The organism is Paraburkholderia rhynchosiae, from assembly GCF_002879865.1.
GTDB lineage: Bacteria > Pseudomonadota > Gammaproteobacteria > Burkholderiales > Burkholderiaceae > Paraburkholderia > Paraburkholderia rhynchosiae.
In genome coordinates this window covers 97293-121800 of record NZ_PNXY01000013.1, presented here as the reverse complement: position 1 = coordinate 121800, position 24508 = coordinate 97293, and the positions used below count along the sequence as shown (strand labels likewise).

Annotated in this window: 24 protein-coding genes, 1 pseudogene and 1 riboswitch; of the genes and pseudogenes, 15 read left to right on the top strand and 10 right to left on the bottom strand. The window is 60.5% G+C overall.

Features of this window, described 5'->3' with window-relative positions:
* Positions 1-12: 12 nt before the first annotated feature.
* Positions 13-112, bottom strand: a riboswitch (guanidine-I (ykkC/yxkD leader).
* Between the two features lie 227 nt (positions 113-339).
* Genes C0Z16_RS19380 through nthA form a run of 3 tightly spaced genes read right to left on the bottom strand, consistent with a single transcriptional unit; the run spans position 340 to position 2034 of the window.
* Entirely contained in the window at positions 340-708 is a 369-nt protein-coding gene (locus C0Z16_RS19380; RefSeq protein WP_102633731.1) for a nitrile hydratase accessory protein, read from the bottom strand.
* A complete protein-coding gene (gene nthB / locus C0Z16_RS19375) occupies positions 701-1372 on the bottom strand; it encodes a nitrile hydratase subunit beta (RefSeq protein WP_102633730.1) in 672 nt (223 codons plus the stop codon). The genes C0Z16_RS19380 and nthB overlap by 8 nt, the downstream gene beginning before the upstream one ends.
* Positions 1369-2034, bottom strand: coding sequence for a nitrile hydratase subunit alpha (nthA, locus tag C0Z16_RS19370; protein WP_102633729.1), 666 nt, complete (start codon positions 2032-2034; stop codon positions 1369-1371). The genes nthB and nthA overlap by 4 nt, the downstream gene beginning before the upstream one ends.
* A gap of 715 nt (positions 2035-2749) precedes the next feature.
* Between nthA and C0Z16_RS19365 the strand changes: the two genes are divergently transcribed.
* From C0Z16_RS19365 to C0Z16_RS19350, 4 genes are all read left to right on the top strand, one after another.
* Entirely contained in the window at positions 2750-2983 is a 234-nt protein-coding gene (locus C0Z16_RS19365) for a hypothetical protein (protein ID WP_102633727.1), read from the top strand.
* Between the two features lie 121 nt (positions 2984-3104).
* Positions 3105-3338, top strand: a complete 234-nt coding sequence (locus tag C0Z16_RS19360; protein ID WP_102633728.1) for a hypothetical protein — start codon at positions 3105-3107, stop codon at positions 3336-3338.
* Between the two features lie 121 nt (positions 3339-3459).
* Positions 3460-3693, top strand: a complete 234-nt coding sequence (locus C0Z16_RS19355) for a hypothetical protein (RefSeq protein ID WP_102633727.1) — start codon at positions 3460-3462, stop codon at positions 3691-3693.
* Positions 3694-3814: 121 nt separating this feature from the next.
* On the top strand, positions 3815-4048 hold the full coding sequence (locus C0Z16_RS19350; RefSeq protein ID WP_102633726.1) for a hypothetical protein: 234 nt from the start codon (positions 3815-3817) through the stop codon (positions 4046-4048).
* Between the two features lie 395 nt (positions 4049-4443).
* Here the strand turns inward: C0Z16_RS19350 and C0Z16_RS19345 are convergent, their stop codons facing one another.
* The gene (locus C0Z16_RS19345) at positions 4444-4809 is read right to left on the bottom strand and encodes a hypothetical protein (protein WP_102633725.1); all 366 of its coding nucleotides are present in this window, start codon (positions 4807-4809) and stop codon (positions 4444-4446) included.
* Between the two features lie 321 nt (positions 4810-5130).
* Between C0Z16_RS19345 and C0Z16_RS38805 the strand changes: the two are divergent.
* A pseudogene (locus C0Z16_RS38805) lies at positions 5131-5383 on the top strand (hypothetical protein).
* 53 nt (positions 5384-5436) lie between these two features.
* The gene (locus C0Z16_RS38800) at positions 5437-5673 is read left to right on the top strand and encodes a hypothetical protein (RefSeq protein ID WP_102633724.1); all 237 of its coding nucleotides are present in this window, start codon (positions 5437-5439) and stop codon (positions 5671-5673) included.
* Between the two features lie 316 nt (positions 5674-5989).
* Here C0Z16_RS38800 and C0Z16_RS19330 read toward each other — a convergent pair whose 3' ends face one another.
* The gene (locus tag C0Z16_RS19330; RefSeq protein ID WP_102633723.1) at positions 5990-6796 is read right to left on the bottom strand and encodes an alpha/beta hydrolase; all 807 of its coding nucleotides are present in this window, start codon (positions 6794-6796) and stop codon (positions 5990-5992) included.
* Between the two features lie 209 nt (positions 6797-7005).
* Here C0Z16_RS19330 and C0Z16_RS19325 point away from each other — a divergent pair, with 209 nt between their 5' ends.
* The 3 genes from C0Z16_RS19325 to C0Z16_RS19315 are packed head-to-tail and all read left to right on the top strand — an operon-like array spanning position 7006 to position 9475.
* Positions 7006-7803, top strand: a complete 798-nt coding sequence (locus C0Z16_RS19325) for a DUF4118 domain-containing protein (RefSeq protein WP_102633722.1) — start codon at positions 7006-7008, stop codon at positions 7801-7803.
* 2 nt (positions 7804-7805) lie between these two features.
* On the top strand, positions 7806-8687 hold the full coding sequence (locus C0Z16_RS19320; RefSeq protein WP_102633721.1) for an alpha/beta hydrolase: 882 nt from the start codon (positions 7806-7808) through the stop codon (positions 8685-8687).
* Positions 8684-9475, top strand: coding sequence for a MipA/OmpV family protein (locus tag C0Z16_RS19315; protein ID WP_102633720.1), 792 nt, complete (start codon positions 8684-8686; stop codon positions 9473-9475). Before C0Z16_RS19320 ends, C0Z16_RS19315 begins: the two co-directional genes overlap by 4 nt.
* Before the next feature lie 89 nt (positions 9476-9564).
* Here the strand turns inward: C0Z16_RS19315 and C0Z16_RS19310 are convergent, their stop codons facing one another.
* On the bottom strand, positions 9565-10827 hold the full coding sequence (locus C0Z16_RS19310; protein ID WP_102633719.1) for a serine hydrolase domain-containing protein: 1263 nt from the start codon (positions 10825-10827) through the stop codon (positions 9565-9567).
* 242 nt (positions 10828-11069) lie between these two features.
* The gene (locus tag C0Z16_RS19305) at positions 11070-11258 is read right to left on the bottom strand and encodes a hypothetical protein (RefSeq protein WP_102633718.1); all 189 of its coding nucleotides are present in this window, start codon (positions 11256-11258) and stop codon (positions 11070-11072) included.
* Between the two features lie 341 nt (positions 11259-11599).
* On the opposite strand from C0Z16_RS19305, the gene C0Z16_RS19300 reads away from it, so the two are divergent.
* The 3 genes from C0Z16_RS19300 (at position 11600) to C0Z16_RS19290 (ending at position 16072) form a co-directional block, all read left to right on the top strand.
* Positions 11600-12505, top strand: a complete 906-nt coding sequence (locus tag C0Z16_RS19300) for a LysR family transcriptional regulator (protein ID WP_102633717.1) — start codon at positions 11600-11602, stop codon at positions 12503-12505.
* Positions 12506-12597: 92 nt separating this feature from the next.
* Positions 12598-14574, top strand: a complete 1977-nt coding sequence (locus C0Z16_RS19295; RefSeq protein WP_102633716.1) for an aconitase family protein — start codon at positions 12598-12600, stop codon at positions 14572-14574.
* A 55-nt stretch (positions 14575-14629) separates the two neighbouring features.
* Positions 14630-16072, top strand: coding sequence for an MFS transporter (locus C0Z16_RS19290; protein ID WP_102633715.1), 1443 nt, complete (start codon positions 14630-14632; stop codon positions 16070-16072).
* Between the two features lie 56 nt (positions 16073-16128).
* On the opposite strand, the gene C0Z16_RS19285 is transcribed toward C0Z16_RS19290, so the two are convergent.
* Positions 16129-17034, bottom strand: coding sequence for a LysR family transcriptional regulator (locus C0Z16_RS19285; RefSeq protein ID WP_102633714.1), 906 nt, complete (start codon positions 17032-17034; stop codon positions 16129-16131).
* A 102-nt stretch (positions 17035-17136) separates the two neighbouring features.
* Here C0Z16_RS19285 and C0Z16_RS19280 point away from each other — a divergent pair, with 102 nt between their 5' ends.
* The 3 genes from C0Z16_RS19280 to C0Z16_RS19265 all read left to right on the top strand — a co-directional run bounded on the left by C0Z16_RS19280 (position 17137) and on the right by C0Z16_RS19265 (position 22362).
* Complete coding sequence (locus C0Z16_RS19280) at positions 17137-20724, top strand: indolepyruvate ferredoxin oxidoreductase family protein (protein ID WP_102633713.1); 3588 nt, start codon at positions 17137-17139, stop codon at positions 20722-20724.
* 335 nt (positions 20725-21059) lie between these two features.
* Positions 21060-21365 (top strand): panthothenate synthetase, encoded by a 306-nt coding sequence (locus C0Z16_RS19270; RefSeq protein ID WP_102633712.1) that lies wholly within the window; start codon positions 21060-21062, stop codon positions 21363-21365.
* Between the two features lie 331 nt (positions 21366-21696).
* Entirely contained in the window at positions 21697-22362 is a 666-nt protein-coding gene (locus C0Z16_RS19265) for a class I SAM-dependent methyltransferase (protein WP_244201281.1), read from the top strand.
* 61 nt (positions 22363-22423) lie between these two features.
* On the opposite strand, the gene C0Z16_RS19260 is transcribed toward C0Z16_RS19265, so the two are convergent.
* Both C0Z16_RS19260 and C0Z16_RS19250 read right to left on the bottom strand, forming a co-directional pair.
* Entirely contained in the window at positions 22424-22624 is a 201-nt protein-coding gene (locus C0Z16_RS19260) for a hypothetical protein (RefSeq protein WP_102633711.1), read from the bottom strand.
* A 554-nt stretch (positions 22625-23178) separates the two neighbouring features.
* Entirely contained in the window at positions 23179-24480 is a 1302-nt protein-coding gene (locus C0Z16_RS19250) for an MFS transporter (protein ID WP_102633710.1), read from the bottom strand.
* Positions 24481-24508: the final 28 nt, after the last annotated feature.

Below are 24508 nucleotides of genomic sequence, written 5' to 3'. Positions count from 1 at the left end.
AAACATCGCGTTCTCTCCCGGGCTTTTATCCCGCCGTGTAACCTCGCCTGAGGTCGACAGCTCTCGGACCAGCGCCTGCGAGAAGCAGGCCGGAACCCTAGCCGTCCATTTCCAGATTGTTTGATGAACCGGATGATGCGCCGGCCCCTTGCCCACTCTGTTAAGCGGGAAGCGTGCCAACCAGGAAATTGCGCTTTCCGCGCGTGTCAAACGACTTTCGTGCATTTGGGCAGTGATGGCCTGCACTGAGATGCATCAGCGCGCACTCTTTTCGGGCGTCGCGGCCCAGATCCGGTCCGGTCACAGGCAATTGGATCGTGGGCCCGTGGCGGGAAACAGTTAGCCGAGTTCTATTGGTTGTCCATGCGGCGTTTTGAGTGCAGCGGCCTCCCACGCGCACCGCCGTTGCAGGAGCAAGTCGGGCGTCACGAGTCCCTTCGCTGAAGTAATGTTCTCCAGCGCGCTCAGCCAATGACTGTAGTAAGTGTCGCCACGGTCTCTGTCGCCTGAGGCCTGAGCGGCGCAGATGGCCTCGTTCAGGGTTATTGCCCATTCCGCCCACGTGAACACGCCTCGCTCGTGCAAAGCCAATGTCATGGCAAACGCCTGCGCCTCCCACGGGGCATTGAAAACGGGCCCTGAATCGTCGCAAGGCAATGCGGCCAAAGTGGCGTGCAGTTCGGACAGGCTCCGCGAGGCGTCAGTCATTTCGGGCGGGCGGTTCGTCGAGGTAGGGTTCCCAGCAGTCTACGCACACGGACGCCGCGGTGGTCTCCTTCCCCCACAGTTCGGCGGCGTCAAAGCGTACTGTATAAAGCCATTGCGGTTGCTCGCCAAGCCCGATCGCGTTGGCGTCCGGATAGACGTGCACACCATGTACAGCGACAATGCGCCCTTGCCGGCCGCGGCAATAGCGTGGCAACCGGGTATGCGAGGGCGGATTCATTTGACGGGTCCTTACCGCGTCGCCGATGCCAAACCGTGCTCGGGCAGCAACGGGGCGATTGACAGGGCTACCCCGGAGCAGCGCAGCAGCCACGTCATTTGCCATCAATACGCGAGGGACAGGCGCTGCTGCATTCCTCGACTCGCCAGCCTCGATTTCGTCGTCCGTTGCGAGGCCTGTGCTCTGCAAGAGCTTCCTGTGCCCCTCGAACCAGATTTCGTAGTAGCTGCTGGAGAGGTACTGCGCCGGCGGCAAGCTCTCCCTGGCAGCACGAGACATGTCGATGTTCCATTTGCCGACTGCGCCCATGGCCAATGTTATCGCTAGTACCCTGCGCTCCCAGTTGGCGTGAAAAAGCGAAGCACCGTCATCGAGGCAGATTGGGCCGAAGGTCTGCATGCCGCCAAGGTCTTGCGCGCCGTTCATACGGCCTCCGGTTTCGATTCGGGTGTCTTCGGCAACCCGGTGCCGATCATCGAATCACGTGTTACCAGCTCAGCCATTGCCTCTTCGGAAAAGCCATCCGTTCCGGGCGGCTGCATTGGCAAAACCAGATAGCGAAGTTCCGCCGTGGAGTCCCACACGCGAAACTCGACATCCGCAGGCAATTCAAAACCGAACTCCCTCAGTACGCCACGCGGATCCATGACAGCGCGCGAACGATACGGCGCCGACTTGTACCACACCGGCGGCAGCCCGAGCACGGGCCACGGATAACACGAGCACAATGTGCAGACCACCATGTTGTGTACTGCGGGAGTGTTCTCCAGCACGACCATGTGCTCGCCCTGCCTGCCGGCGTAGCCCAGTGATGCGATCGCAGCGGTAGCGTCGTCGAGCAGCCATTGCCTGTATGTCGCGTCGCACCATGCCTTCGCGATTACGCGGGCGCCGTTGCGAGGCCCGACTTTATGCTCATAAGTCTCAATCAGCAGATCCAGGGCGTGCGGATCGATATAACCCTTCTCTACCAGCAGGGACTCCATAGCACGGACGCGCAGATCCATCTCTGACAACGCATTGCCGTGGCCGTGAGCGTCGTCGTGTGCATGCTCGCGATGGTTGTCTCCAGAGTCGCTTCCGTTCATCGCAGTTCGCCAGGAACAATATTGGACAGAGTCAGTATGGTTCGTTCAGGGCTCAAATACAATTCCCGCCGAATTATGGCTCTCCAGGTCGCTGCGCGAAGAGCGAGTCTTCCGGCTCTCGCTGGCGGCGGGCCGCAGCCAACCGAGGTTGTTTGTCAACGAATGAAGCGTACCGGTGAGTTGGTTGGTCGACTCGGTCGACGTGCGCAATGCCCCCGCCTTTCCTTTCTTATTTCTAGCAGGCCTAACTTGCAAGTTGCATTGCGGCGTTAGCAAACGGCGCAACTGAAGAGGTCTGCCGGAAAGTGATGGCCGTGATAGAGAGACTTCGTCTCAGAGATGGGACAACGCCTCATTCCGGTCCACGGTCGCGTTGAAAGCTCTGCCAAGGGTGCCTGTTGACGAAGCGAGCGGTCATTTCCTGAGCAGCCTGGACGTGAGGGCCATGAATTGAAGGCGCGAAGTCGGGCTGTTCGATCACAGCGAACAGTCGCCAATGGACGTGTTTGCCAGAGCACGACATGCCTTGCGCGTCCACCCTCGATAGACTCGTAAAAATATCGGCGAGCCGCTTATTTTTTCTTTTATTTTCAAACGGTTAGTGAGTATTTTCTTCGAGCACGGTCGAGTTGGCACAGCCTGTGCAATTAACCCTGTGAGCGCGACAAATAGTGCTCTTCCTTCCAAACCCAAGGCAACTCACAGGAGATTTACCATGACCTCGCTGACCATCAAAGACATCGCCCACACCGAAGAACTCTCCGCCAAGGAATTGTCCGCTGTACGCGGCGGCAGCAACTACAACGCCGGAAACCTCAACCTTGCTTATGGCGGCGGCTTCGCCAGCCCAGGCGTCGTGGTGGCACCGGTCACGCAGACGGACACGCACACGACGGTCGAGATTCCCACCATCCAGAATTTCGGCGGCCTGCAGTTCGCCAAAGCCTGAGTTAAGCGCGAAGGAGAGTCGCCCTCACAGGGGATGACGTCAAATCCTACCCAAGTGCACTCTTCTTCGGCTTGCGCAACAAATCGTGCTTTTAACCCGAAACAGATCCAGGAGATTTACCATGACCTCGCTGACCATCAAAGACATCGCCCACACCGAAGAACTCTCCGCCAAAACACTGTCCGCTGTACGCGGCGGCAGCAACTACAACTTTGGAAACGTCAATGCTGCTTATGGCGGCGGCTTCGCCAGCCCGGGCGTCGTAGTGGCACCGGTCACGCAGACGGACACGCACACGACGGTCGAGATTCCCACCATCCAGAATTTCGGCGGCCTGCAGTTCGCCAAAGCCTGAGTTAAGCGCGAAGAAGAGTCGCCCTCACAGGGGAGGACATCAAATCCTACCCAAGTGCACTCTCCTTCGGCTTGCGCAACAAATCGTGCTTTTAACCCGAAACAGATCCAGGAGATTTACCATGACCTCGCTGACCATCAAAGACATCGCCCACACTGAAGAACTCTCCGCCAAGGAATTGTCCGCTGTACGCGGCGGCAGCAACTACAACGCCGGAAACCTCAACCTTGCTTATGGCGGCGGCTTCGCCAGCCCAGGCGTCGTGGTGGCACCGGTCACGCAGACGGACACGCACACGACGGTCGAGATTCCCACCATCCAGAATTTCGGCGGCCTGCAGTTTGCCAAAGCCTGAGTTAAACGCGAAGGAGAGTCGCCCTCACAGGGGATGACATCAAATCCCACACAAGTGCACTCTCCTTCCGCTTGCGCAACAAATCGTGCTTTTAACCCGAAACAGATCCAGGAGATTTACCATGACCTCGCTGACCATCAAAGACATCGCCCACGCCGAAGAACTCTCCGCCAAAGCACTGTCCGCTGTGCGCGGCGGCAGCAACTACAACTTTGGAAACGTCAATGCTGCTTATGGCGGCGGCTTCGCCAGCCCTAGCATCGTGGTCGCGCCGGTCACCCAGATTGACACGTACACGAAGGTCGACATTCCCACCATCCAGAATTTCGGCGGCCTGCAGTTTGTCAGGGCGTGAGTTCGACGATCGGCGCGCCGCACTGGCACGGTACAGTCCGCCGCTCTGAGGTGTGCTCGCTGAGCGTTCACGAACTACAACCGCAGCGCTGTCGGTCAGTTTGAGATGCGGGCGTTCTTTCTGGCAACCGAAGTTCGCCTAAGATCTCCTTGACAGTTTCATAAACGGGGAACGCAGCGGGGGGTCCAAGCGGTTGGATCCAGTCAGCTTAGTTCGTTATCCTTCCGAATCGCCCGGACTTGTCGCCGAGGTTTTGGATCTCAAGGTCGCCGGCCACTCCTCCGGCGGCCTCTTTCTCACACGCATTCAGATCCGAAAATCGGTTTCCCAACAGCTTCCGAAGCTACGCGCAACGTCAACGTGGCGAATCCAGTTTGCCAGCAAAGTGCCGTGGTCTATTCCGTGGAAAAGACAACAGCCGCCATGCCGTCAACCTGCGTGAAGCTTCGTGCGAAGCGATAGGCTTGACCGCGGATTTGCATCAGATTCACGCCCGAAGACGTTGATTCAAGCACGCCATTTGCGAGTGATGCTGAAATTGCGCCAATCTGCTTCAGATCTTCGCGTGAGCCTTCGGGGTCACCCAGATAAACGGTGCAGACCTCGGTCGTGTGCCGCATCATCACGACGCTTGTGGCTGCATCAAGTGACCGTTCCAGGTATGCGGCGAGTGTCTGCAGCGATTCAGGTACTTGCTCGGCCCGGTCGCCCGCCAGGTTATGGTCATCCGTCACTTTTGCCTCCTTTGCCCGATTGGCCATGTGACCATCTTGCGTCGTCCTTCGTACTGCCATCATGGCACATCGGCGCCCGAAAGTTTGTCGCGCCTGACATTACATCGCAAGAAGCGCGTGTATGGCTGCAACGTTGCGGCCATACCGATCAGTAGGCGAACAGTTGGGGTCGCCGCAGTGGTAGCGAATGCGTTGCCGGGACAGGCCGATGCGCCGTTAGTCGCGATGCCACCAGTAATCCGCTGTTACCGATCTCGCACCGTCGTTTCACTTGTGTCGGACACCGTCTCGTACACTCCGAGCCATGATTTACCGACACGCACGCAACGCGTGCGGGGAGTCGGGAAAATCAATAACAATATCTGTGGCGCAGCACTCGGTCTTTCGATACTGGCGGCATCGACGGGCGCATCTGCACATGTCGACGTCGGCATTGGTATCGGTATCCCCGTCGGAGTCTATGCGCCGGCTGCGCCAGTGTACGAGTCTCCGCCTCCAGTCGTGTATGCTCCCGCGGCTGTCGCCGTCGCATACAGACAGCGGCTATGACGAACGGCGCCCGCAAGAGTGGCGCGAGCGTCGTAATTGGCGCGGGTATTGAAACGGCGCCGTAAGGCGCCACATCCGAAAAATCCAAACTCCGAGTATCTTCGAATGAAAGCTAGCTTGATAAGAATCGCCCTGATTGCCACAGCGCTGGTCTTCACGACGGCAGGCACGGCAAACGCCGCAGGCTGCCTAAAGGGTGCGGTAGTGGGCGGTGTCGCTGGACATTACGCGGGACATCATGCTGTTGTCGGTGCGGTAGGTGGCTGCATGGTTGGCAGGCATCTTGCGAAACAGCACGCCCAACAGCAGGCCGCACAACGTCACGCAGCGCAGGCGCAATAAGACGTCGCCGGCTTCATGCGTCCGGTGAAGCCGGAAAATCGCTGAGTCACCGGGCGCCTGACAGCCAGGTTCGGGTCGTCAACCCGGCACCAGACTTTTTGCCGTCCGTTTTGCCCTTGCTGGCGCTTCAATGTCCTCTATCGTCAGACCGTGCGAAGAGGGCTCGCTTGTCGCCGGTTCGCCACTCCCGCAAACGCTCTGAACGCTCGGAACGCTCTGAACGCTCTGAACGCTCTGAAACGCCGGCAAAGCATCGGTCGTCATCAAGCTCGGCGAAAGCCATGCAAGGCCCCTGCTTTTCCGGCCAGCCTTCAGGTCACGCGGCATTAAGCCATTCCAGAATGCGTCCCCAGTCCTCCTGCGTCATGGCGTCGAACCAACCGTCGTGATCGGCATTGGGCAGCAGCATCAGCCGCGTGTGATCGTGTTCATTCGCGAAACGTCGTGCATGCGCGACCGGAATCAACTCGTCCCGCCGGGAACCGACAATGATCAGCGGCCCGTCGTAACCCGATACGGCGGCGATCGAATCAAAGCTGTCATGCAGCAGCCACCGTATGGGGAAGATCGGATACTTCTCAGCGGCCACAGCGGCAAGCGAATCCCAAGGCGTGATAAGCACGACGCCGGCGATCACCGACTCATCGCCCTTGACCACTTGCGATGCCATGCCCGCCCCCAGCGATTCGCCCACCAGATAGACCGGCCCGCGCCACTGCGAGAGGACGGCCGACAAGGCGTCGCGCGAAGCAACGACCGCCGCTTTCATGGTGCGCTCGCCTCGCCGCTTGCCGTGCCCCGGATACTCGACAATGACGACGCGATACCCGGCGCGCACGAATACCTGTGCGAGCGGCAGTTTGGTCTCCGCCGACTCCTCGTTACCGTGATAGACGATGAACGTGCCGCGGGGTTCGCGCTCCGTCGGCGTAACGACGTAACCTGCATACTCGCCTTGCGCTTTCCACGCGTCAATGTGGTTACCCGAGCCAATGACCGTGTGCAGATGGGCTGTGTCGGGCGTGGATGGAAGCAGCAAGCGGTCCTGCATCAGATACAACGCCAGCGCCGCGCTCAGATAGGCAGCGACGGCAAAGCACAAGGTATAGGTGAGCAGGCGCATGCTTTGTCTCGCTGGGCGGGCTTTATCGGCTTTGGCACCAGTATACGGACGATCTTCGGCTCGATGCGCCAATCGCCATGCTCTGTTCGACGCCATCGCACCTGCGAACCGTTCAACCAAACTTTGCAGCAATAGAGCGGCTAATGTCACCGAAGTGTCTGGCACAATCACCGGCTTATGGGAAAACGTCACCTCGCTGTATAAAACGAATGAAAGTCAAAAACTCTCGGCGGTGGGCTTCTCGAGGCCGCAGACGGTGGATCATCGCGGCGGCGGCACTTTTTACCGCCGCCGCCATTCGATCGATACTTCACCCGCTGCTCGGCCCGATCATGCCGGGCACCGCCTTTCTTATCGCCGCCATGCTCGTAGAGTATTACTGCGGCCTCGCGCCGGCATTCAGCGTGATGCTGGCGGGACTCTGTCTCGCGGATTACCTCTTTGTCCCGCCATACGGACGTATCGACATCATCGATGCGTCGGACATCCGTCTGCTGGTCTCGTATACGCTCATCACGATTGTTGTCATCACGCTGGTCGAGCGCTTGAGACGCGCGCAGTATCGCGCCGAGCTACTGGCGGCTGTTGCGCACTCGCGCTACGAAATGCTGCTGCGAGGGGATAACGAACGCCTGATCGCGCGTCGTGCCACGGATGAAATGCATCGCATGCTGCATCACATCGCGCAGCACAACCGGTCGCTCATTCTCATCAAGGCGCTCGATCCGGCAACGAGCGCACCGCCAGGCAGTTTCGCCGCGGCAGCGGCAACCTCTGCTGCCACCGGAGTCATCGAAGACGAAACGTTTCTTACCGGTATCGCCTACGGCGCCAGGCATTCGCAAGTGCATCAGGATGATCTCGCGCGCGTGAACGACCGGTTAGTGCCGGGTCATCACCGTATGCGTTTTCTATCGAATGGGCACAGTTGGCGCGCCGTCGAATGTGTGTGCGAACGCTTCACGACACCGTCCGGCGAATTTCTGATCCTTCGGGCGGAAGATTGACTATGAACGCCTCTCAATCTCCCACTGCTCAGGCCAACGATCACGCCGTCCTGCTTCTGCACGGCCTGTCGAGTTCTCCGGCGGAATTGCGATTCCTCTCTCGCGCGCTCATCGAAGAAGGTTTTGCGACCTACACGCCAGAGCTTCGCGGCTACAGCGCCGGCACGGGACATATGCCGATGGAACAGTGGATCAGCGCAGCCGTCGCCGAATTTGACGCGCTCGCGGCGCGACACCGCCATGTTTCGGTGTGCGGCCTCTCCATGGGTGCCACGCTGGCCGCCGCAGTCGCTGAGCAGCGCCCGACTGCGCGCGCGCTGCTACTGTTGTCAATCACACTCAGTTACGACGGCTGGGCGATTCCCTGGTATCGATTTCTGCTCGACTACGTCTATTACACGCCATTGCGCTCGCGCTACCGTTATCGCGAGCATGAACCCTATGGCTTGCGTAACGAGGCATTGCGCTCGAAAATTGCGCGCGTGATGCAGAAAGGCGAAATCAGCGAAGTGGGGCCTGCATCCATTGCGATGCCCGCGCTCCACGAAGCGAGTCGGCTTGCGAGCTCCGTGCGCAAGAAACTGAAGAGCATCAACACTGACTGCCTCATCATTCATGCGATCGACGATGAGACGTCCAGCCCGCACAACGCGCGCTACGTCGTGGCGAACGTCGGAGCGTCGTTTCTTCGCACCATCTGGCTCGACGACTCATATCACATGATCACATCGGACAACGAGCGCGAGGTCGTCGCGCGGGAATGCGCGCTCTTCATGCGCGAAAGCGCTGCGGCGTCGGCATCCTGCAACAATCCGACGCCTGTCATATCACGGGCGCTCGCGCGGCGCCTCAGACAGTTGGCCGCCGTAGCGAGGAAAGCATGAGGCACCGCATCACATCTTCTGGACGCCGTTGTTTAGCGCTCGCAGCGGTCACCGCGGGTTGCACGATTGGCGCCGCGCACGCCGATGAAAGGCAGACGGACAGCGATTGGAAATTCTCGGTCGGGCCGGGCATGTACGTGTTCCCGAAGTTCCCCGGCTCCTCACAGCTTCAAGTGCTTCCCTTCCCTGTGCAGGACATTTCATGGAAGGATCGTTTTTTCTCCCAGGGTCCGGATGTGCTCGGCGTCAACGTGCTGCATGGAGAGAACTATCACCTCGGTATGTCGGTGAGTTTCGACTTCCAGTCGCGATCGTCGTCCGACGACGCGCGGCTCAAAGGCTTGCCCGATGTGCACTACGGACCGAAGCTGCGGCTCTTCGGCGATTACACATGGTGGGCGTTTACCGGCGCGACGGCGGTCTATCAGGACATCGCGGGAACAGGACAAGGTCTGACGGCGACGGCCGATTTATTCGTATCGGCGCCGATCGGCAACTGGCTCATTTCCATGGGTCCGGGCCTCACATGGGCCAACGCGACCTATACGCAGACCTTGTTCGGCGTGACGCCGCGGGAAAGCGCGGCTTCGGGATTGCCGCACTACGATACCGGTTCCGGTTTGCGCGATATTCACTTCAACGTGAATGCGACTTACAAAATCAGCCCGCACTGGTCGGCGAACGTTGCAGCAGTTGTGGGACGCCTTGAGCGTTACGCCGCAGGCAGTCCGATCACTGAGCGCCGGCTGGACCTCAACGGCATGGCGTCGGTGCTTTACCGCTTCTAGCAACGAAAGTCTTTCGCATGCTCTTACCGCCCGGAACAGACCGGGCGCAAGGATATGCTGCCGCACTGACGGCCTCACCATCCCGCTGATTACGGCCGTCCCTCGCTCGGCACTTCGGATGTCTTGCTGAGTTCGCCCATGATGATCCGCGCGATCGCGTTGGCGGGCGCACGTCCGTCGGGCGCGGCAGCCGCGGTCGTCCACGTGACGATCGTCGTTTTCGTTGCCGGGTCGTAGCCCATGAAGGTATTGAAACCAGGTATTTCGCCCGTATGCCCATAGAACGTTCCGAATCTGGCGAGGCCCAGACAGTAACCGGCCGACATCGGATCGGACGGCTTGAGCGCCGTGCAACTGGCGAGCCGTTGCGCCTGCAGATCGGCGTTCAGAAAGCCGCCGCCCACCATCCGTTGCACGTACGCAGCCAGTTCCGTCACCGTCGAAATGCCCGAGCCGGCCGTCCACGCCCACGATGTGCTCACACTAGTCACATCCGTTGGTTGCAGCGTGCCATTTTTCGCGGCCGCCTGGCGCTCCGGAGATAGTGCGTCGCTGTTCGTTGTCTCGGCGTTGGTGCCCCATTGATACCCATGCGGCGATGGCGCACGCAGCGACGTATCGTCCTGCGGCGGAAGATATGTATCGGTCAAACCGAGCGGAGTAAAAAGTCGCGCCTTCATTGCATCGGCGGCACTCATTCCGGTGAGTTGCTGGATGATAAGTCCGAGTAACACCGTGTTCGTATTCGAGTAATGAAAATCCGCGCCCGGCGGGAAATAAACCGGCTCACTAAAACCAATGCTCAGCAATTCCGCGGCGGTCCATACTTTATTCGGCTGTGAGTCGAGCGTCTGATTGAAAGCCAGATTTGTCGAATAGTTGTAGAGGCCGCTGCGCATTGTCAGCAACTGCCCGATCGTGATCGAATCGCCGTTGGGCACATTGGCGATGAATTTGCTGACGTGATCGCTCAGGCTCAGCTTTCCTTCCTGCACGAGTTGCAGGATCACCGTGCCGGTCCACGTCTTCGTCACGCTGCCGACGCGAAAATGCGCGTTCGTCGGTATCGGCGTGTTCGTGCCTCGCACTGCCGTTCCAAACGATTCGAGCCAGTCGCCCCGCGGCGATTGCACATACACGACTGCACCCGACGTCATCGTGTCTGCGAGTAATGCATTGATCTGCGGGCGCGCTTGTGTGGCGTATGCCGGCTCGCTGGACGTCAGCGTGCCGTCGCCGCCACAAGCGCAAACCGTGACGCCAATGGCCATTGCCAAAGTAACGGCATACATGCCACGCGCAAGTCGCTTCGCTTCGTTCGAGAAATATTGGGGGGTTGCTGAAGTGGCCATCGCTTGTTCCCTTCCTGTTCGTGACGTTCTTCTTTCGTTGCCTTCTCCAGTAACTATAGGATGTGGATTGCGCGACCGGCGCGTTCTGAACCGTGCGCGCACAGACGGATGCCGTCGCAACCCTGGGTGGCGGCTGGTTGTGCATGAATATCGCCGACATTGAAGGCGGAGAGCGTGATCTACCCGCGCGGCTCCTACTGACCGGTGGTAACGCTATCGCGCGACGTTGTCGCGGAAAGTGCTCAGAACCCGACGCCTACACCTACGCCGACGCCACCCCCAAAGCTGCCGCCGCCAACACCGACGCCGATGCTCGGACCCGGCGCATAGTAGCCCGGACCATACGCCGGATAGCTGGAATCGTACGGCGGAGCGGCAACGCATCCCGAGACGGCAGCCGCGAGCGCCAGGATACCGAAAAGTCTGAACATGATCGTCTCCCGTGCACCTATTGCACAGCAAGAGTTGGTCCCATTGCTGGAGGGGTGGATTGGCCCTGCCGGATGGACCTCATGCGCAGTGCCGACGTCTGTACGCCGCGTCTCCGGTGTGGCGTCGCGCCGGACCTCCGGACACCCGGACCGGCGTTAGACCTGGCGCCGCCCGCATGTTGAAGGTAACCTGACACCCATTAGCGGGCCGAAATCAACGGACAAAATGGTCCAATGCGACGTGTGGTGGCGATGCTTTTTGAGCGCACCAGGTCCGCGCTGACAGGCACCGTCGGCGAGTCCCGACTCCCACCCATCAACATCCGGGAGAATCTGGCGGTATGCGAATCGATCCGTACAGCCTGGAGTTATTTATTTCCGTCGTGCAGGAGGGCTCGATTGCGCGGGCAGCCGGCCGTAACCACATCGCCGCTTCAGCACTGAGCAGACGCATCGCGGATCTCGAATCGGCAATGGGCGTTGCGTTGCTGATTCGTTCGTCGTCGGGAGTCGAATTGACCGAGGCTGGCCGTCATGCGTTTGCGCGCGCGGTGTCGGTGCACGACCAGTTGCAATCGCTCGCACGCGAAGTTCAGTCGCTCAGCGGTCAGGTTGCCGGCTTCGTGCGTCTGTCCGCGAACGCGTCCGCGATCGTGGGCTTTTTGCCCGAGCGGCTCAAGGCCTTTCAGGCCCACTACCCGCTCGTGCGGATCGCGCTGACCGAGCAGATCACCGACGAGGTCATCCGGTCGTGCATGGACGATCGCGCCGACGTCGGCATCTCGGCGGGTACCAAAACGCCCAGCGGCCTCGAATCGTGGCACTTCGCCGACGATCCGCTGATGGTCGTGCTCCCGCGCGATCATGAACTCGCCGCCATCGAAGCGCCGACGTTCAGCAACGTCATCCGCTTTCCGCTCGTGGCACTTCAGGCGGGTGGCTCGTTGGACCAGATCATCAAGGAGCGCGCCGATGCGGCTCGCACACCGCTCAAGCTCTCCGTCACCGTCAACAGTTTCGACGCGCAGTGCCGGATGGTCGAAGCGGGGCTCGGCATCGGCATCGTGCCGACTAGCGCGGCATCCGCCTTTGCCGGCTCGCACGCGTTCGTGCGCCGGCCGCTCGATGAGACTTGGGCGACCGGCCGCACGTTGCGAGTTCACGCGCTGCGGAAATCGTCCCGTCTGAAGGCGGTTCAGGCGTTGATCGATGCACTGACGCAGCCTGCGGACTACCCTCCGGGTTAACGAGGGCATCGCGAATCGCGATGCCCCTCTTGCCAATCCAGCACTTCGCAGCACTCGCGCCGCCGTCTAGATTCCGGTTCAAGGAGAATCAGATGGCAAAACTGGATTTGACCGGCCGGGTACTGTTTCTTTGCACGGACCCTGAACAGATCGCGCAACAGCTCGACGGTACGGATCTCAGCACGGCCGCGGCTGGAACCTTGAGAGACGACGTGTCGACGGACGAGATCACGCCGATGAGCGTGCTGACCCGCTTCGACGAACGCCTTGGCCGGGTCCCCTATCTGGGGTTCCGAGCGGGCGGCAAGAATCCCATCGGTATCGACGCTGTCCGCAACGGCGGCTTTTGCGTGACGGTGGCGGGCAACCGGTATGGCAAAGGATCGTCGCGCGAACACAGTCCGCTCGCGGAGTATCGCGCCGGCATCCGGCTCGTGATCGCAAGGAGCTTCGAGCGCATCTATCGCCAGAACGCGGACAACCTGGGTCTTTTCACATCGACGGACTTCGGGCTCATCGAGCGCATCCAGCGCGGCGAGCCGATCGATATCGAAGAACTCGTAGCCTCGCGCGACAGCCTCGCCGCCGCGATCCTTCGACGCGGCGGCCTGCTGCACTACGGCGCGCAACATATGCGCGAGATCCGGCTGGTGACTCCCACTGCCGATGCGGATACCGGTAAGCAGCCTCGCACGTTCGCGCAAAAAATACTCGAACGTCATGCACTTGCCACCGAAGCCACCGGCGAGACGCCGACGCCCGGCAGCGGTGCGTTCGTTCGCGCGGACTGGCGTTTCATCCACGAGTACTACACGGGCATGGCGACACATATGCTGCACGCCGCGTTCGGCAAGCCGCTGACGCTTCGCGAGCCCGAATCGATTCTCGCGTTCGAGGATCACCTGTCGTATTCGCACAAGAGCGACCTTCATGTCAGGAACGGCCTGCTGCCCGACGTCCGCGAGTTGTCGGCGGCACACCGGCAGTTCGCTCACGACTACGCAATCACGAATCACGGCTACCTGAGCGAAGTCGGCAGTAGCTTCACCGAAGGCTCGGAAGGCATCTCTCACGCGATGATGGCCGAGCGTTACGCGCTGCCGGGGCAGTTGATCGTCGGCACGGATTCGCATACGCCGCATAGCGGCGCGCTCGGCTGCCTCGCGTTCGGCGTCGGCACGACCGACATGGCGAATGCGTTCGTCACCGGCGCGGTGCGGATGACCGTCCCCGAATCGCTGCGCGTGAATTTCAACGGTCCCATCGCGCCCGGCGTCACGGCGAAAGATCTCGTGCTGCACCTTCTCGCCGAGCCCCGGATTCGTTCGGGCGCGGGCGTCGGCAAGGTGTTCGAGTTCGCCGGCTCCGCGATCGCCCAGTTGACGACCGATGAGCGAACGACGCTCACGAATATGACGGCCGAGCTCGGCGGTTTTTCGGGAATCGTCGCGCCCGACGCGGAAACCGTCCGCTTCCTGAAGCAACGCCGGGGCGTCGACTTCATCGTCGAACCGTGGATGGCGAGCGATGCGGGCGCGGCCTACACCGACGTCATCGAGATTGACTGTATGGGCATTTCGCCGATGCTCGCCGCGCCCGGCGATCCCGGCAACGGCATTGCGCTGCGCGATCTCGCGGAACGCCCGCACGTGGATATCGCGTATGGCGGCTCATGCACCGCCGGCAAGCGCGAAGACTTCGACCACTATCACGAGGTGCTGGCGTGGGCTGCCGCGCGCGGCCTGCGGGTGCCATCAGACGTGAAGCTGTATCTTCAGTTCGGCACATCCGACGTTCGCGACTACTGCGTCGAACGCGGCTATATCGAGGCATTCGAGCAGACCGGCGCGATCCTTCTGCAACCCTCGTGCGGTGCATGCGCCAATTGCGGACCCGGCTCCTCTACCGACGCGAGGGAGGTCACGATCAGCGCGATCAACCGCAATTTCTCCGGCCGTTCGGGACCGGGCCAGGTTTGGCTCGCAAGCCCGCCGACGGTTGTGGCAAGCGCGCTCGTGGGCAAGATTGCTTCTTTCGCCGAGTTGCAGGAACAGTACGAGCACGCGTGACCCACGGCCGCGGTGCAAGTAGTGACTTATTCAAAAGACGATACTGGAGACAGACATGGCCATTCTGGAGGGCGCGTCACCGCTACGCGTCGGTGACGATGCAACACGAGCCGAAGCCGCCGCGGTCGCCAGCACCGGGGCGATTTCGGCGCGCCTCGACCGGCTTCCCGCAACGCGTGCGGTCTGGAAGCTGATCCTGCTGCTGAGCCTCGGCTTCTTCTTCGAACTGTACGATCTTCTCTTTACCGGCTATGTCGCGCCCGGTCTCGTGAAGAGCGGGATTCTCACGCCGACCACCTCGGGTCTTTTCGGCACTTCCGGCGTGGCGAGCTTCGTTGCCGCCCTCTTCGCCGGGCTGTTTGTCGGAACCATTGCGTGCGGGTTTCTGGCCGACCGCTTCGGCCGCAGGGCGATCTTCACGTGGTCCCTGCTGTGGTACGTGGCGGCGAACACGGTGATGGCCTGTCAGGATACGGCGCACGGCCTGAATCTATGGCGCTTCATCTCGGGCATGGGCATCGGCGTCGAACTGATCACCATCGGCACCTACATGTCCGAACTCGCGCCGAAGCACCTGCGCGGCCGGGCCTTCGCCATCTGTCAGGCGATCGGGTTTTCGGCCGTGCCGGTCGTGGCGTTTCTTTCCTATCTGCTCGTGCCGAAAACGCCATTTGGACTCGACGGCTGGCGATGGGTCGTGCTGCTCGGCGGCATCAGCGCGCTCTTTGTCTGGTACTTCCGGCGAAACTTGCCGGAAAGTCCGCGCTGGCTGGCGAGCAAAGGCCGCATGCGCGAAGCGGACGAAGTCCTCACGCGCCTCGAAGAAAAAGTCGCGCAACAACACGGCAAGCCGCTGCCTGCCCCTGGACCCGCCGACCCGGTGCCGCGCAAGGCAGGCTTCGGCGACATGTGGAAACCGCCCTATCGCAACCGCACCGCGATGCTCATCATCTTCCATATCTTCCAGACGGTCGGCTATTACGGCTTTGCGAACTGGGTGCCGACTCTGCTCGTCAAGCAAGGCATCACCGTGACGCACAGCCTGCTGTACACCACGGTTATCGGCCTCGCCGCGCCGCTCGGTCCGCTGCTTGGCTACTGGATCGCCGACCGCTTCGAACGCAAGCACGTGATCGTCTTCATGGCCGCGGTCAATATCGTGAGCGGCCTGCTATTCAGCCAGGCGTCGGCGGCGGTCGCGATCGTGACGCTCGGCGTTTTGCTGACGCTCGCCGGCAATATCATCTCGTTCACTTACCACACGTACCAGCAGGAGCTTTATCCGACGGCGATTCGTGCGCGCGCGGTGGGCTTCGTCTATTCGTGGAGCCGCCTGTCGGCGGTATTCAGCTCGTTCGTCATTGCGTTCACGTTGAGGGAATTCGGCGTGAGCGGCGTGTTCGTTTTCATCGCGGGTGCGATGACGCTCGTGATCGTCGCGATCGGCCTGATGGGGCCGCGAACCCTCGGCAAGTCGCTCGAGAGCATTTCGCACTGAACCTTCGGTTCGTCCGGCGCCTGCTACCTTCTTGTCAGTGGCGCCGTTGCGCCTCGTCATGTACCGCATGCGTGGATGAGGAACTGCTGCAACGCCGTTGCCGGACGGCTTAGCTGCGCGCCCTTCTGCCACAGCATGCCCGCATCCATCTGAGGAACGGTGTCGAGTATCGGCCGCGCTTCTATGCGCTTGCCTTCGAGCGACCACGGGCGAAACACCATGTCCGAGAGCACCGTCACGCCAAAGCCGTGCGCGACGAGTCCGCGCAGCGCTTCCATGGAACTCGTGCGAAAGGCGATGTCCGGTTCCAGTCCTTTCCTGTTCCAGTAGCGCAGAGTCGACTGTTCGCCCTCGTCGACTGTGATCAGGATGTATGGATGAGCCGCAATGTCCTTGAGCGACGGCGCATCCAGTTGCGCCAGAGGATGCGACGGCGCAACCCACAACTGCCGCCGCGAGCGCATCAGCACATGGCGCCCGAAGCGGCCGGGTTTCTCGACATTCGAAAGAAGCACCACGCCGATGTCGATCTCCCCGTCCTGCACGGCTCGCTCGATATCCTCCCGCTCCATGTCCCGAAGGTCGAATTCGATCAGCGGATACGTCGCGCGAAATCGCGCCAGCAGCTCAGGCAGAAAATAGCCCAACAGCGTATAGGACGCTGCGATGCGCACGGTCCCGCGCATGTCGTGTGAGCGAAAAGGCGGTTTGTGCACGGCGTCGCGCGCTGCATCCAGCACGCGACGCGCATGGTTAAGGAAGTCGTGACCATCCGGCGTGAGGGCGACGCCCTGCGGCATCCGTTCGAACAGCCGCGTGCCGAGACCGCTTTCCAGTGCCAGAACCGCGTTGGTGATCGCCGATTGCGACACGTGTTCCTGCGCCGCCGCCATCGAAAATTGACCGGTTTGCGCGGCCGCCACGAAGTAGCGCAACTGCCGGAGTGTGAGATCGAAAGCCATCTGTTTTTCGAATATCAAGGTTGCGTATTTGTGATTTTACGATGGCAATACGGCTTCCTATACTCGGCGAGAAAAATACATTCTCACGGAGACAGTCTCGCCATGAATGCCCAGGAACGCGCCACCCTAGCCGAGCTACCAGAACAAGCGCCGATCTCATCCGTATCTCTCGACGACAAATACACGCTGGAGCGAGGCCGCGTGTATATCAGCGGCACGCAGGCGCTCGTGCGTCTTCCGATGCTGCAGAAAGCGCGCGACCTGAAGGCTGGGCTGAATACGGCCGGCTTCATCTCCGGTTATCGCGGTTCGCCGCTGGGCGCGCTGGATCAATCGCTATGGAAAGCGAAGAAGCATCTGCAGGCAAACGATGTGTTCTTTCAGCCCGGCGTGAATGAAGACCTGGCCGCGACCGCCGTATGGGGCTCGCAGCAGATCAACCTGTGGCCGGGCGCAACGCGCGACGGCGTGTTCGGCATGTGGTACGGCAAAGGGCCGGGCGTCGATCGTACCGGTGATGTCTTCAAGCACGCGAACTCGGCGGGCAGCGACGTGCGCGGCGGCGTGCTGGTGCTGGCGGGCGACGACCATGCGGCGAAGTCGTCGTCGGTCGCGCATCAGTCGGAGCATGCGTTCATTGCGGCGGGCATTCCCGTGCTGTATCCCGCGAACGTGCAGGAATATCTCGACTACGGGCTGCACGGCTGGGCGATGAGCCGCTACGCAGGCCTGTGGGTCGCGATGAAGTGCGTAACGGACGTGATCGAATCGACCGCGTCGATCGACCTCGATCCGGATCGCATCGAAATCGTCACGCCCACCGACTACGCGATGCCCGAGGGCGGCCTCAACATTCGCTGGCCCGATTCGCCGCTCGCGCAGGAGGCGCGGCTCCTCGACGAGAAGTGGTATGCCGCTCTCGCGTACATCCGCGCGAACAAGTTGAACCGCGTGGTGATCGACTCGCCGAAGCCGCGCTTTGGGATCATCACCGCGGGCAAGGCTTATCTCGACGTGCGCCAGGCGCTCAGCGACCTCGGCCTCGATGACGACACCTGTGCGCGAATCGGCTTGCGCCTCCTGAAAGTGGGCTGCGTGTGGCCGCTCGACGCGCAGGATGCGCGCGCTTTCGCGACAGGCCTCGAAGAGATTCTGGTCGTCGAAGAAAAGCGCCAGATTCTCGAGTACGCACTGAAAGAGGAACTGTACAACTGGCGCGAGGATGTGCGCCCGACCATCTACGGCAAGTTCGACGAGCGCGACAACAAGGGCGGCGAATGGTCTGTGCCGCGTGGCGACTGGCTGTTGCCGGCGCATTACGAGCTGTCGCCCGCGCTGATCGCCAAGGCAATCGCACGGCGCCTCACGCGTGCAGATTTGCCCGACGACGTGCGCGCGCGCATGCTCGCGCGCGTGGCGATCATCGAAGCGAAGGAGCGCGAAGCCGCGAAGCCGCGAGTGTCCGTCGAACGCAAGCCGTGGTTCTGTTCGGGCTGCCCGCACAACACGTCGACGAATGTGCCCGAAGGTTCGCGTGCATTGGCGGGTATCGGCTGCCATTACATGTCGATGTGGATGGACCGAAAGACAGAAACGTTCAGCCAGATGGGCGGCGAAGGCGTCGCGTGGCTCGGCCAGATGCACTTTTCCGGCGACAAGCACGTGTTCGTCAATCTGGGCGACGGCACCTACTTCCATTCTGGACTCCTCGCCATTCGTGCCGCGATCGCCGCGAATGCAAACGTGACGTACAAGATTCTTTATAACGACGCGGTTGCCATGACCGGCGGCCAGCCTGTCGACGGCGTGTTGAGCGTGCCGCAGATCGCGCACCAGGTGCATGCCGAAGGCGCGAAGCGCATCGTGATCGTGACCGATGAACCGGAAAAATATCATTCCGGCGTCGTGTTGCCGACGGCCGTCGATGTTCATCATCGAGATCAGCTCGATGCGATTCAACGTACACTGCGTGACACTGCCGGCACGACCGTGCTGATCTACGACCAGACATGCGCGACAGAGAAGCGCCGCCGCCGCAAACGCGGCACGTATCCCGATCCGGCCCGGCGCGCTTTTATCAACGACGCCGTCTGCGAAGCTTGTGGCGACTGTTCGGTGCAGTCGAACTGCCTGTCCGTGGAGCCTGTCGAAACGCCGTTCGGCACCAAGCGCAAGATCAATCAGTCGTCGTGCAACAAGGACTTTTCGTGCGTGAACGGCTTTTGCCCGAGCTTCGTGACGGCCGAGGGCGCGCAGCTTCGCAAGCCTCAGGCCGCGCAAACCGGCGGGGCAGCCAAGCCTGATTTCGATGGCTTGCCGCTGCCCTCGCTGCCTGCGCTCGCGAGGCCATACGGCATTCTCGTTACAGGCGTTGGCGGCACGGGCGTCGTGACGATCGGGGGCCTGATCGGCATGGCAGCGCATCTCGAAGGCAAAGGCGTCACCGTGCTGGATATGGCCGGCCTCGCGCAGAAAGGCGGCGCCGTGTTGAGCCACGTGCAGGTTGCCGCTTCACCGGACAAGCTGCACGCCACGCGCATCGCGACGGGAGAAGCGCGCCTCGTGATCGGCTGCGATGCGATCGTATCGACATCCAATGACGTGCTGTCGCGCACGCAGCATGGCGTGACGTGCGCCGCGATCAACAGCGGCGCGACGCCGACCGCGGACTTCGTCAAAAACCCGCAGTGGACGTTTCCGGGTGCGCAGACCGAAGCGCAACTGCGCGACAGCATCGGCGATGGATGCGAGTTCATCGACGCCAATGCACTCGCCCTTGCGCTGCTCGGCGACACGATCTATAGCAACCCGCTGCTGCTTGGCTTCGCATGGCAGAAAGGCTGGTTGCCGCTGGGATTGTCGAGCCTTCGGCAAGCGATCGAGATCAACGGCGTATCCGTCGACAGGAATCAGCAGGCGTTCAACTGGGGGCGTTATATTGCGTGCCAAGGTTCGGAAGCCGTTGACGCGCTTCGCAATCGGCGGGCCACGCCGCAGGCCGTCGTGATGCAAATGCCCGAGTCGCTCGACAAACTGATCGCGACGCGCGAGGCGCTTCTCACCGCTTATCAGAATGCTGCGTATGCGCAAACTTATCGCGGCGTGGTCGAGCGCATTCGGTCGAAGGAACAGCAACTCGGGCGCGATTCAAAGCTGCCGCTCACGCGCGCGGTGGTGACAAACCTCGCCAAACTGATGGCATACAAGGACGAATATGAAGTGGCGCGGCTCTATGCCGATCCTGCCTATCTCGACAAACTGCGCGCGCAGTTCGACGGCGAACCGGGGCGCGACTACAAGCTGAACTTCTACCTTGCCCCGCCATTGCTCGCGAAGCGCGACGACAATGGTCACCTGGTGAAGAGACGCTTTGGTCCGTGGATGCTACCCGTATTTCGCTTTATCGCGACAATGAAAAGGCTGCGCGGCACGCCGTTCGATATCTTTGGAAAGACCGGCGAGCGACGTGCGGAGCGGCGGTTGATTCTTGAATACATCGCGCTCGTGGACGAATTCTGTATGACACTAGACTACGAACGCCTGCCTGCCGCGTTGAAACTGGCCGCGCTGCCGGACCGGATTCGCGGCTTCGGCCACGTGAAGGAACGCAATATGGCAGCCGTGGCAAAAGAGAAAGAGAGGCTGCTGCACAGCTACCGTATGCCGGAACCGATCCCAGCCACCGCGTGAAACGTATGACCGCCCGGTCTCGGGCGCTCCGTCTTGCCGACCGCGAAAGACATCGCATCGGACTTTTTAGCGCGGCTTATGGGGAGCCAGATCATCGGTGGCTGCTCGTGCACCTCTCACGGTCTGACGCCAGTCAGGCAGCCGACCACAGGTTCCTGCGGGGCAGGTGTACCGCGACTGGCTCGTCGACGTAGTGGAGGACGCAATCGACCAGGAAGCGGGCAGGAAGCGACCTGGAAGCGGCCAGGAAGCGGCCGGCTCGATATGAACAGCGACAGCGACGCGTCGAGCACCTATCCTTAAGTTGCCCTTTGGGCATCAATCAGGAGGATGACATGCGCATGCTTCTCAACGTACGGATACCGCACGAACCGTTCAACACTCTAGTCCGTGCCGGCACTGTCGGCGACGTGATCGCGAGGATACTCGAAGAGACCAAACCGGAGGCCGCCTACTTCACCGAGCAGAATGGCACACGCGGCGCAGTGCTCGTGATCCATCTCGATGACGCGTCGGACATTCCCGCGCTTGCGGAACCGTGGTTCCTGAAATTCAACGCCGATTGCGAGTTGCGCGTCGCGATGTTGCCACAAGACCTCATGAAAGCTGGGTTGGAAAATCTCGGATCAAAATGGAAGTAGCGCACTCGCGTTAATGTGCAAATCACTTGCCGTCCGCGGTTCGAGATGCGCCGCAGACGGCAACATTCCTTATCGCATTTACCACATCCCGCGCTCACCGAGTCGATGTTCAGCGTTCAACGCGCCGTCTTTCCGGCTTCCCATGCGGCGATGGTAAGTGGCTTTCCGCCATTTGTCCGCCACAGTACGCCCTATCAAGAAGCGTCATCGATGCATGTACCTTCAACCCGTTAGCATGGTTGCTGAGACCATTGATAAGCACATACCCAGGACATCAATTCGGATATTCTGCATCTGCACTGTTAGTGCCGGTTTCTGGAAGGAGGTAGCTTTGTTCATTGCTAATGAGATTGCAAGCACTGCAAGATTACTCAAAAAAGTTCTGGAATGGCCTATTCATAAGTTCATGCCAGTTGCGATCAAGGCCGTGATTCTGTCGCCTCGCAACACCTCAATCTCGGATAAGACATGGAATCACGAGTACGATTCCGGAGCTTGGGACTTTCTTTCCACCACAAAGGAAGTCGGCCGGTATAGTGTGATTCTCGGATATTGTCTGCACTTCAAGCCGGCAGCGCGCATTCTGGACGTCGGGTGCGGCACAGGCATCCTGGCCCATTGGCTTTCGAGTGCCGCAATATCCAGCTATCTGGGTATCGACCTGTCGGCAGCCGCCATCGAGAAGGCGCGCCAGCTGAACATCCAGGGAGCGGAGTTCGCTGTAGCGGATGTCACCGCGTTCAAGACTTCAGAGGTGTTCGACGTCATTGTCTTTAACGAAATACTTTATTACCTAAAAACTCCGGAAGACCATGTCAGGCGATTCGCACAATCTCTTGCGCCCGGCGGAATACTTATCGTCAGCATGTGGCACCACGCCGACGGCGTGAACACATGGAAACGGTTGAGGGCCGGTTTTGAGGAACTTGATCGTGTCCGCCTCGTGCACGTTCCGTCCGGCATCAAATGGAATGTGGCCGTGCTCAGGCCACGATGATTCTATCGATCAGTCCATATGTGAGTACATCGAATTCAGTCAGTCAATCAAACTGTCGTCGTTATTGGGCAACGCAGACAAAATATAGGCCGAACGCCAGCACGCGCAACGCGATCCGCGCCCTCGCGTCGCGGCGGCGCATGAAGCGCCAAGCGAGGAACTCGAGAACCAGAATATCGAGTCCATAGAGCACGCCATCGTCGAAGCCCTTAATAGTTCTTAAATAGCCGTCCTCGAAGACTGCCGCGGCGAGTATCCGCACGCGCCTCAGAAATTTTCATCTTTTTCTGCAGGACTTTATGCACGCGCTGTTCCTACACTGGGGATGCGCTCAATGGGCGCATGAGCGGGGCACGCTCGACATCCACTCACTAGCCTCCATCAAGGACTCGCAATGAAAGACGAAAAGCAGGTAGCGGCGCATCGCGCAGCATCGCTGAAGACGCCGACTCGCCTCACCGAAGCCTGGCGAACGGTTGCGTCGCAATAGGAGAGGGGGAGCGTAGAATCGCGGCGATAGAAAGTCGCCGATGAGAGAATTGACGACGACGCCTGGCCGGGCGCGGGCCAAGGTACTAAAACGCTTGCGCTATCTGCTGACGAGCGGCAAGCCATCCAGACGTCTGCAAATTTGCATCGCGAGTGCGATGCTGCCGGCGTCCAGATGCGAATGGTCGATCTATCGGCGCGCGCGACCGAGGAACAATTGAACTGCACTCGTTCCGACCGAATCATCATGACTGCCCGGCTGACGCGGCACTTCTAATGGTGCTACGTTGTAGATGATCTCGCCCAGACTTTCAGCGGTTCGCGACTTCAATTCGTTGCGCGTGCAATCTGTCCGCTAAAGCGGTTGACGAAAGCCCCTGCAAGCAGCGCGATTAGCGCAATGCCTGTCAAAAAGATGCCCGGCGCAGTCGTCGAACCCGTGTGATGCAGCAGTTGCGTGACAACCAACGGCGTGATGCCTGTAAAAACGACCGTCGCGAGATTGAGCGACAGCGCAATGCCGCTGAAGCGGACGTTGGTCGGAAACAGGTCCGCAAGCAGATACGCGTATGCGCCGTTCACGAACCCACCAACGAAGCCGATCGTCATGAACGCGACGAACGGATCGATCTGATGCGCCGCGACGAGCCGATAGAACGGATAGCTTCCGAACAGCATGACGAGCGAACCGAGGCGGTGCCAATGCCGTGAAGGGATGGTGTCGCCGAGCCACGCAAAGAGCAGCAACGAGGCCGACATCGTCGCAATGCCGAGATTCTGTCCGGCGCTGACGGTAGCGGGCGCGTAGTGCAACACCGTCGTCATGTAAGACGGCAGCACGACAAAGAGCAGGCTGTTCGACGCATTGACGATCCCCGCCACGCCGACACCGATCGCCACCTGCTTCGGGTACCCGGTCAGCACTTTTCTGAACGGGCGCTTCACCTTGTGGCTTTTGAGGCGCTGATATTCCTTCGACTCTTCAAGCGATGTACGCAGCCAGTAGGAGACGAGACCGATCACGCCGCCGAAGATGAAGGCGATGCGCCAGCCGTACGTGAGTACATCCGCGGCGTTGAGCAGCGAATGCAGCGCGAGGCTGATCAGCGTCGCCGTCAGTACGCCGGAATTCAAACAGAAGATCACAAGTCCGCTGACGAGGCTCGCGCGCACTGGAATCTCTTCAACGACGTAAGTGATCGAGCACGGTAATTCGCCTGCGAGGAAAAAACCTTGCGCGAGACGCAGCAGCACGAGCAGCGCAGGCGCCATCACGCCGATCGATGCATAGCTGGGAATCAGCCCGATGCCGATCGTCGCCGCCGACATCGCGAGCACCGACACCAGAAAGATCATTCGCCGTCCGAAGCGGTCGCCGAGACTGCTCAGCACGATGCCGCCCAACGGACGCGACACATAGCCGATCGCGAACACGCTGAATGTGCTGATCAATGACGCAAGCGGATCGGTGGCTGGAAAAAACTGCCGCGCGATTTCGCGCGCAAATACGCCGTAGATGATGAAGTCGTAAATCTCCAGCGAGCCGCCGAGGCTCGCGAGTATCACCGTCTTCCACTTCTGCCTGATCGCTGGCTGGCTGGGAAGCGCCGCAATGTCTGCTGAGGCCATCGAGTTGTCTCCGTCATCGTTGTTGTCT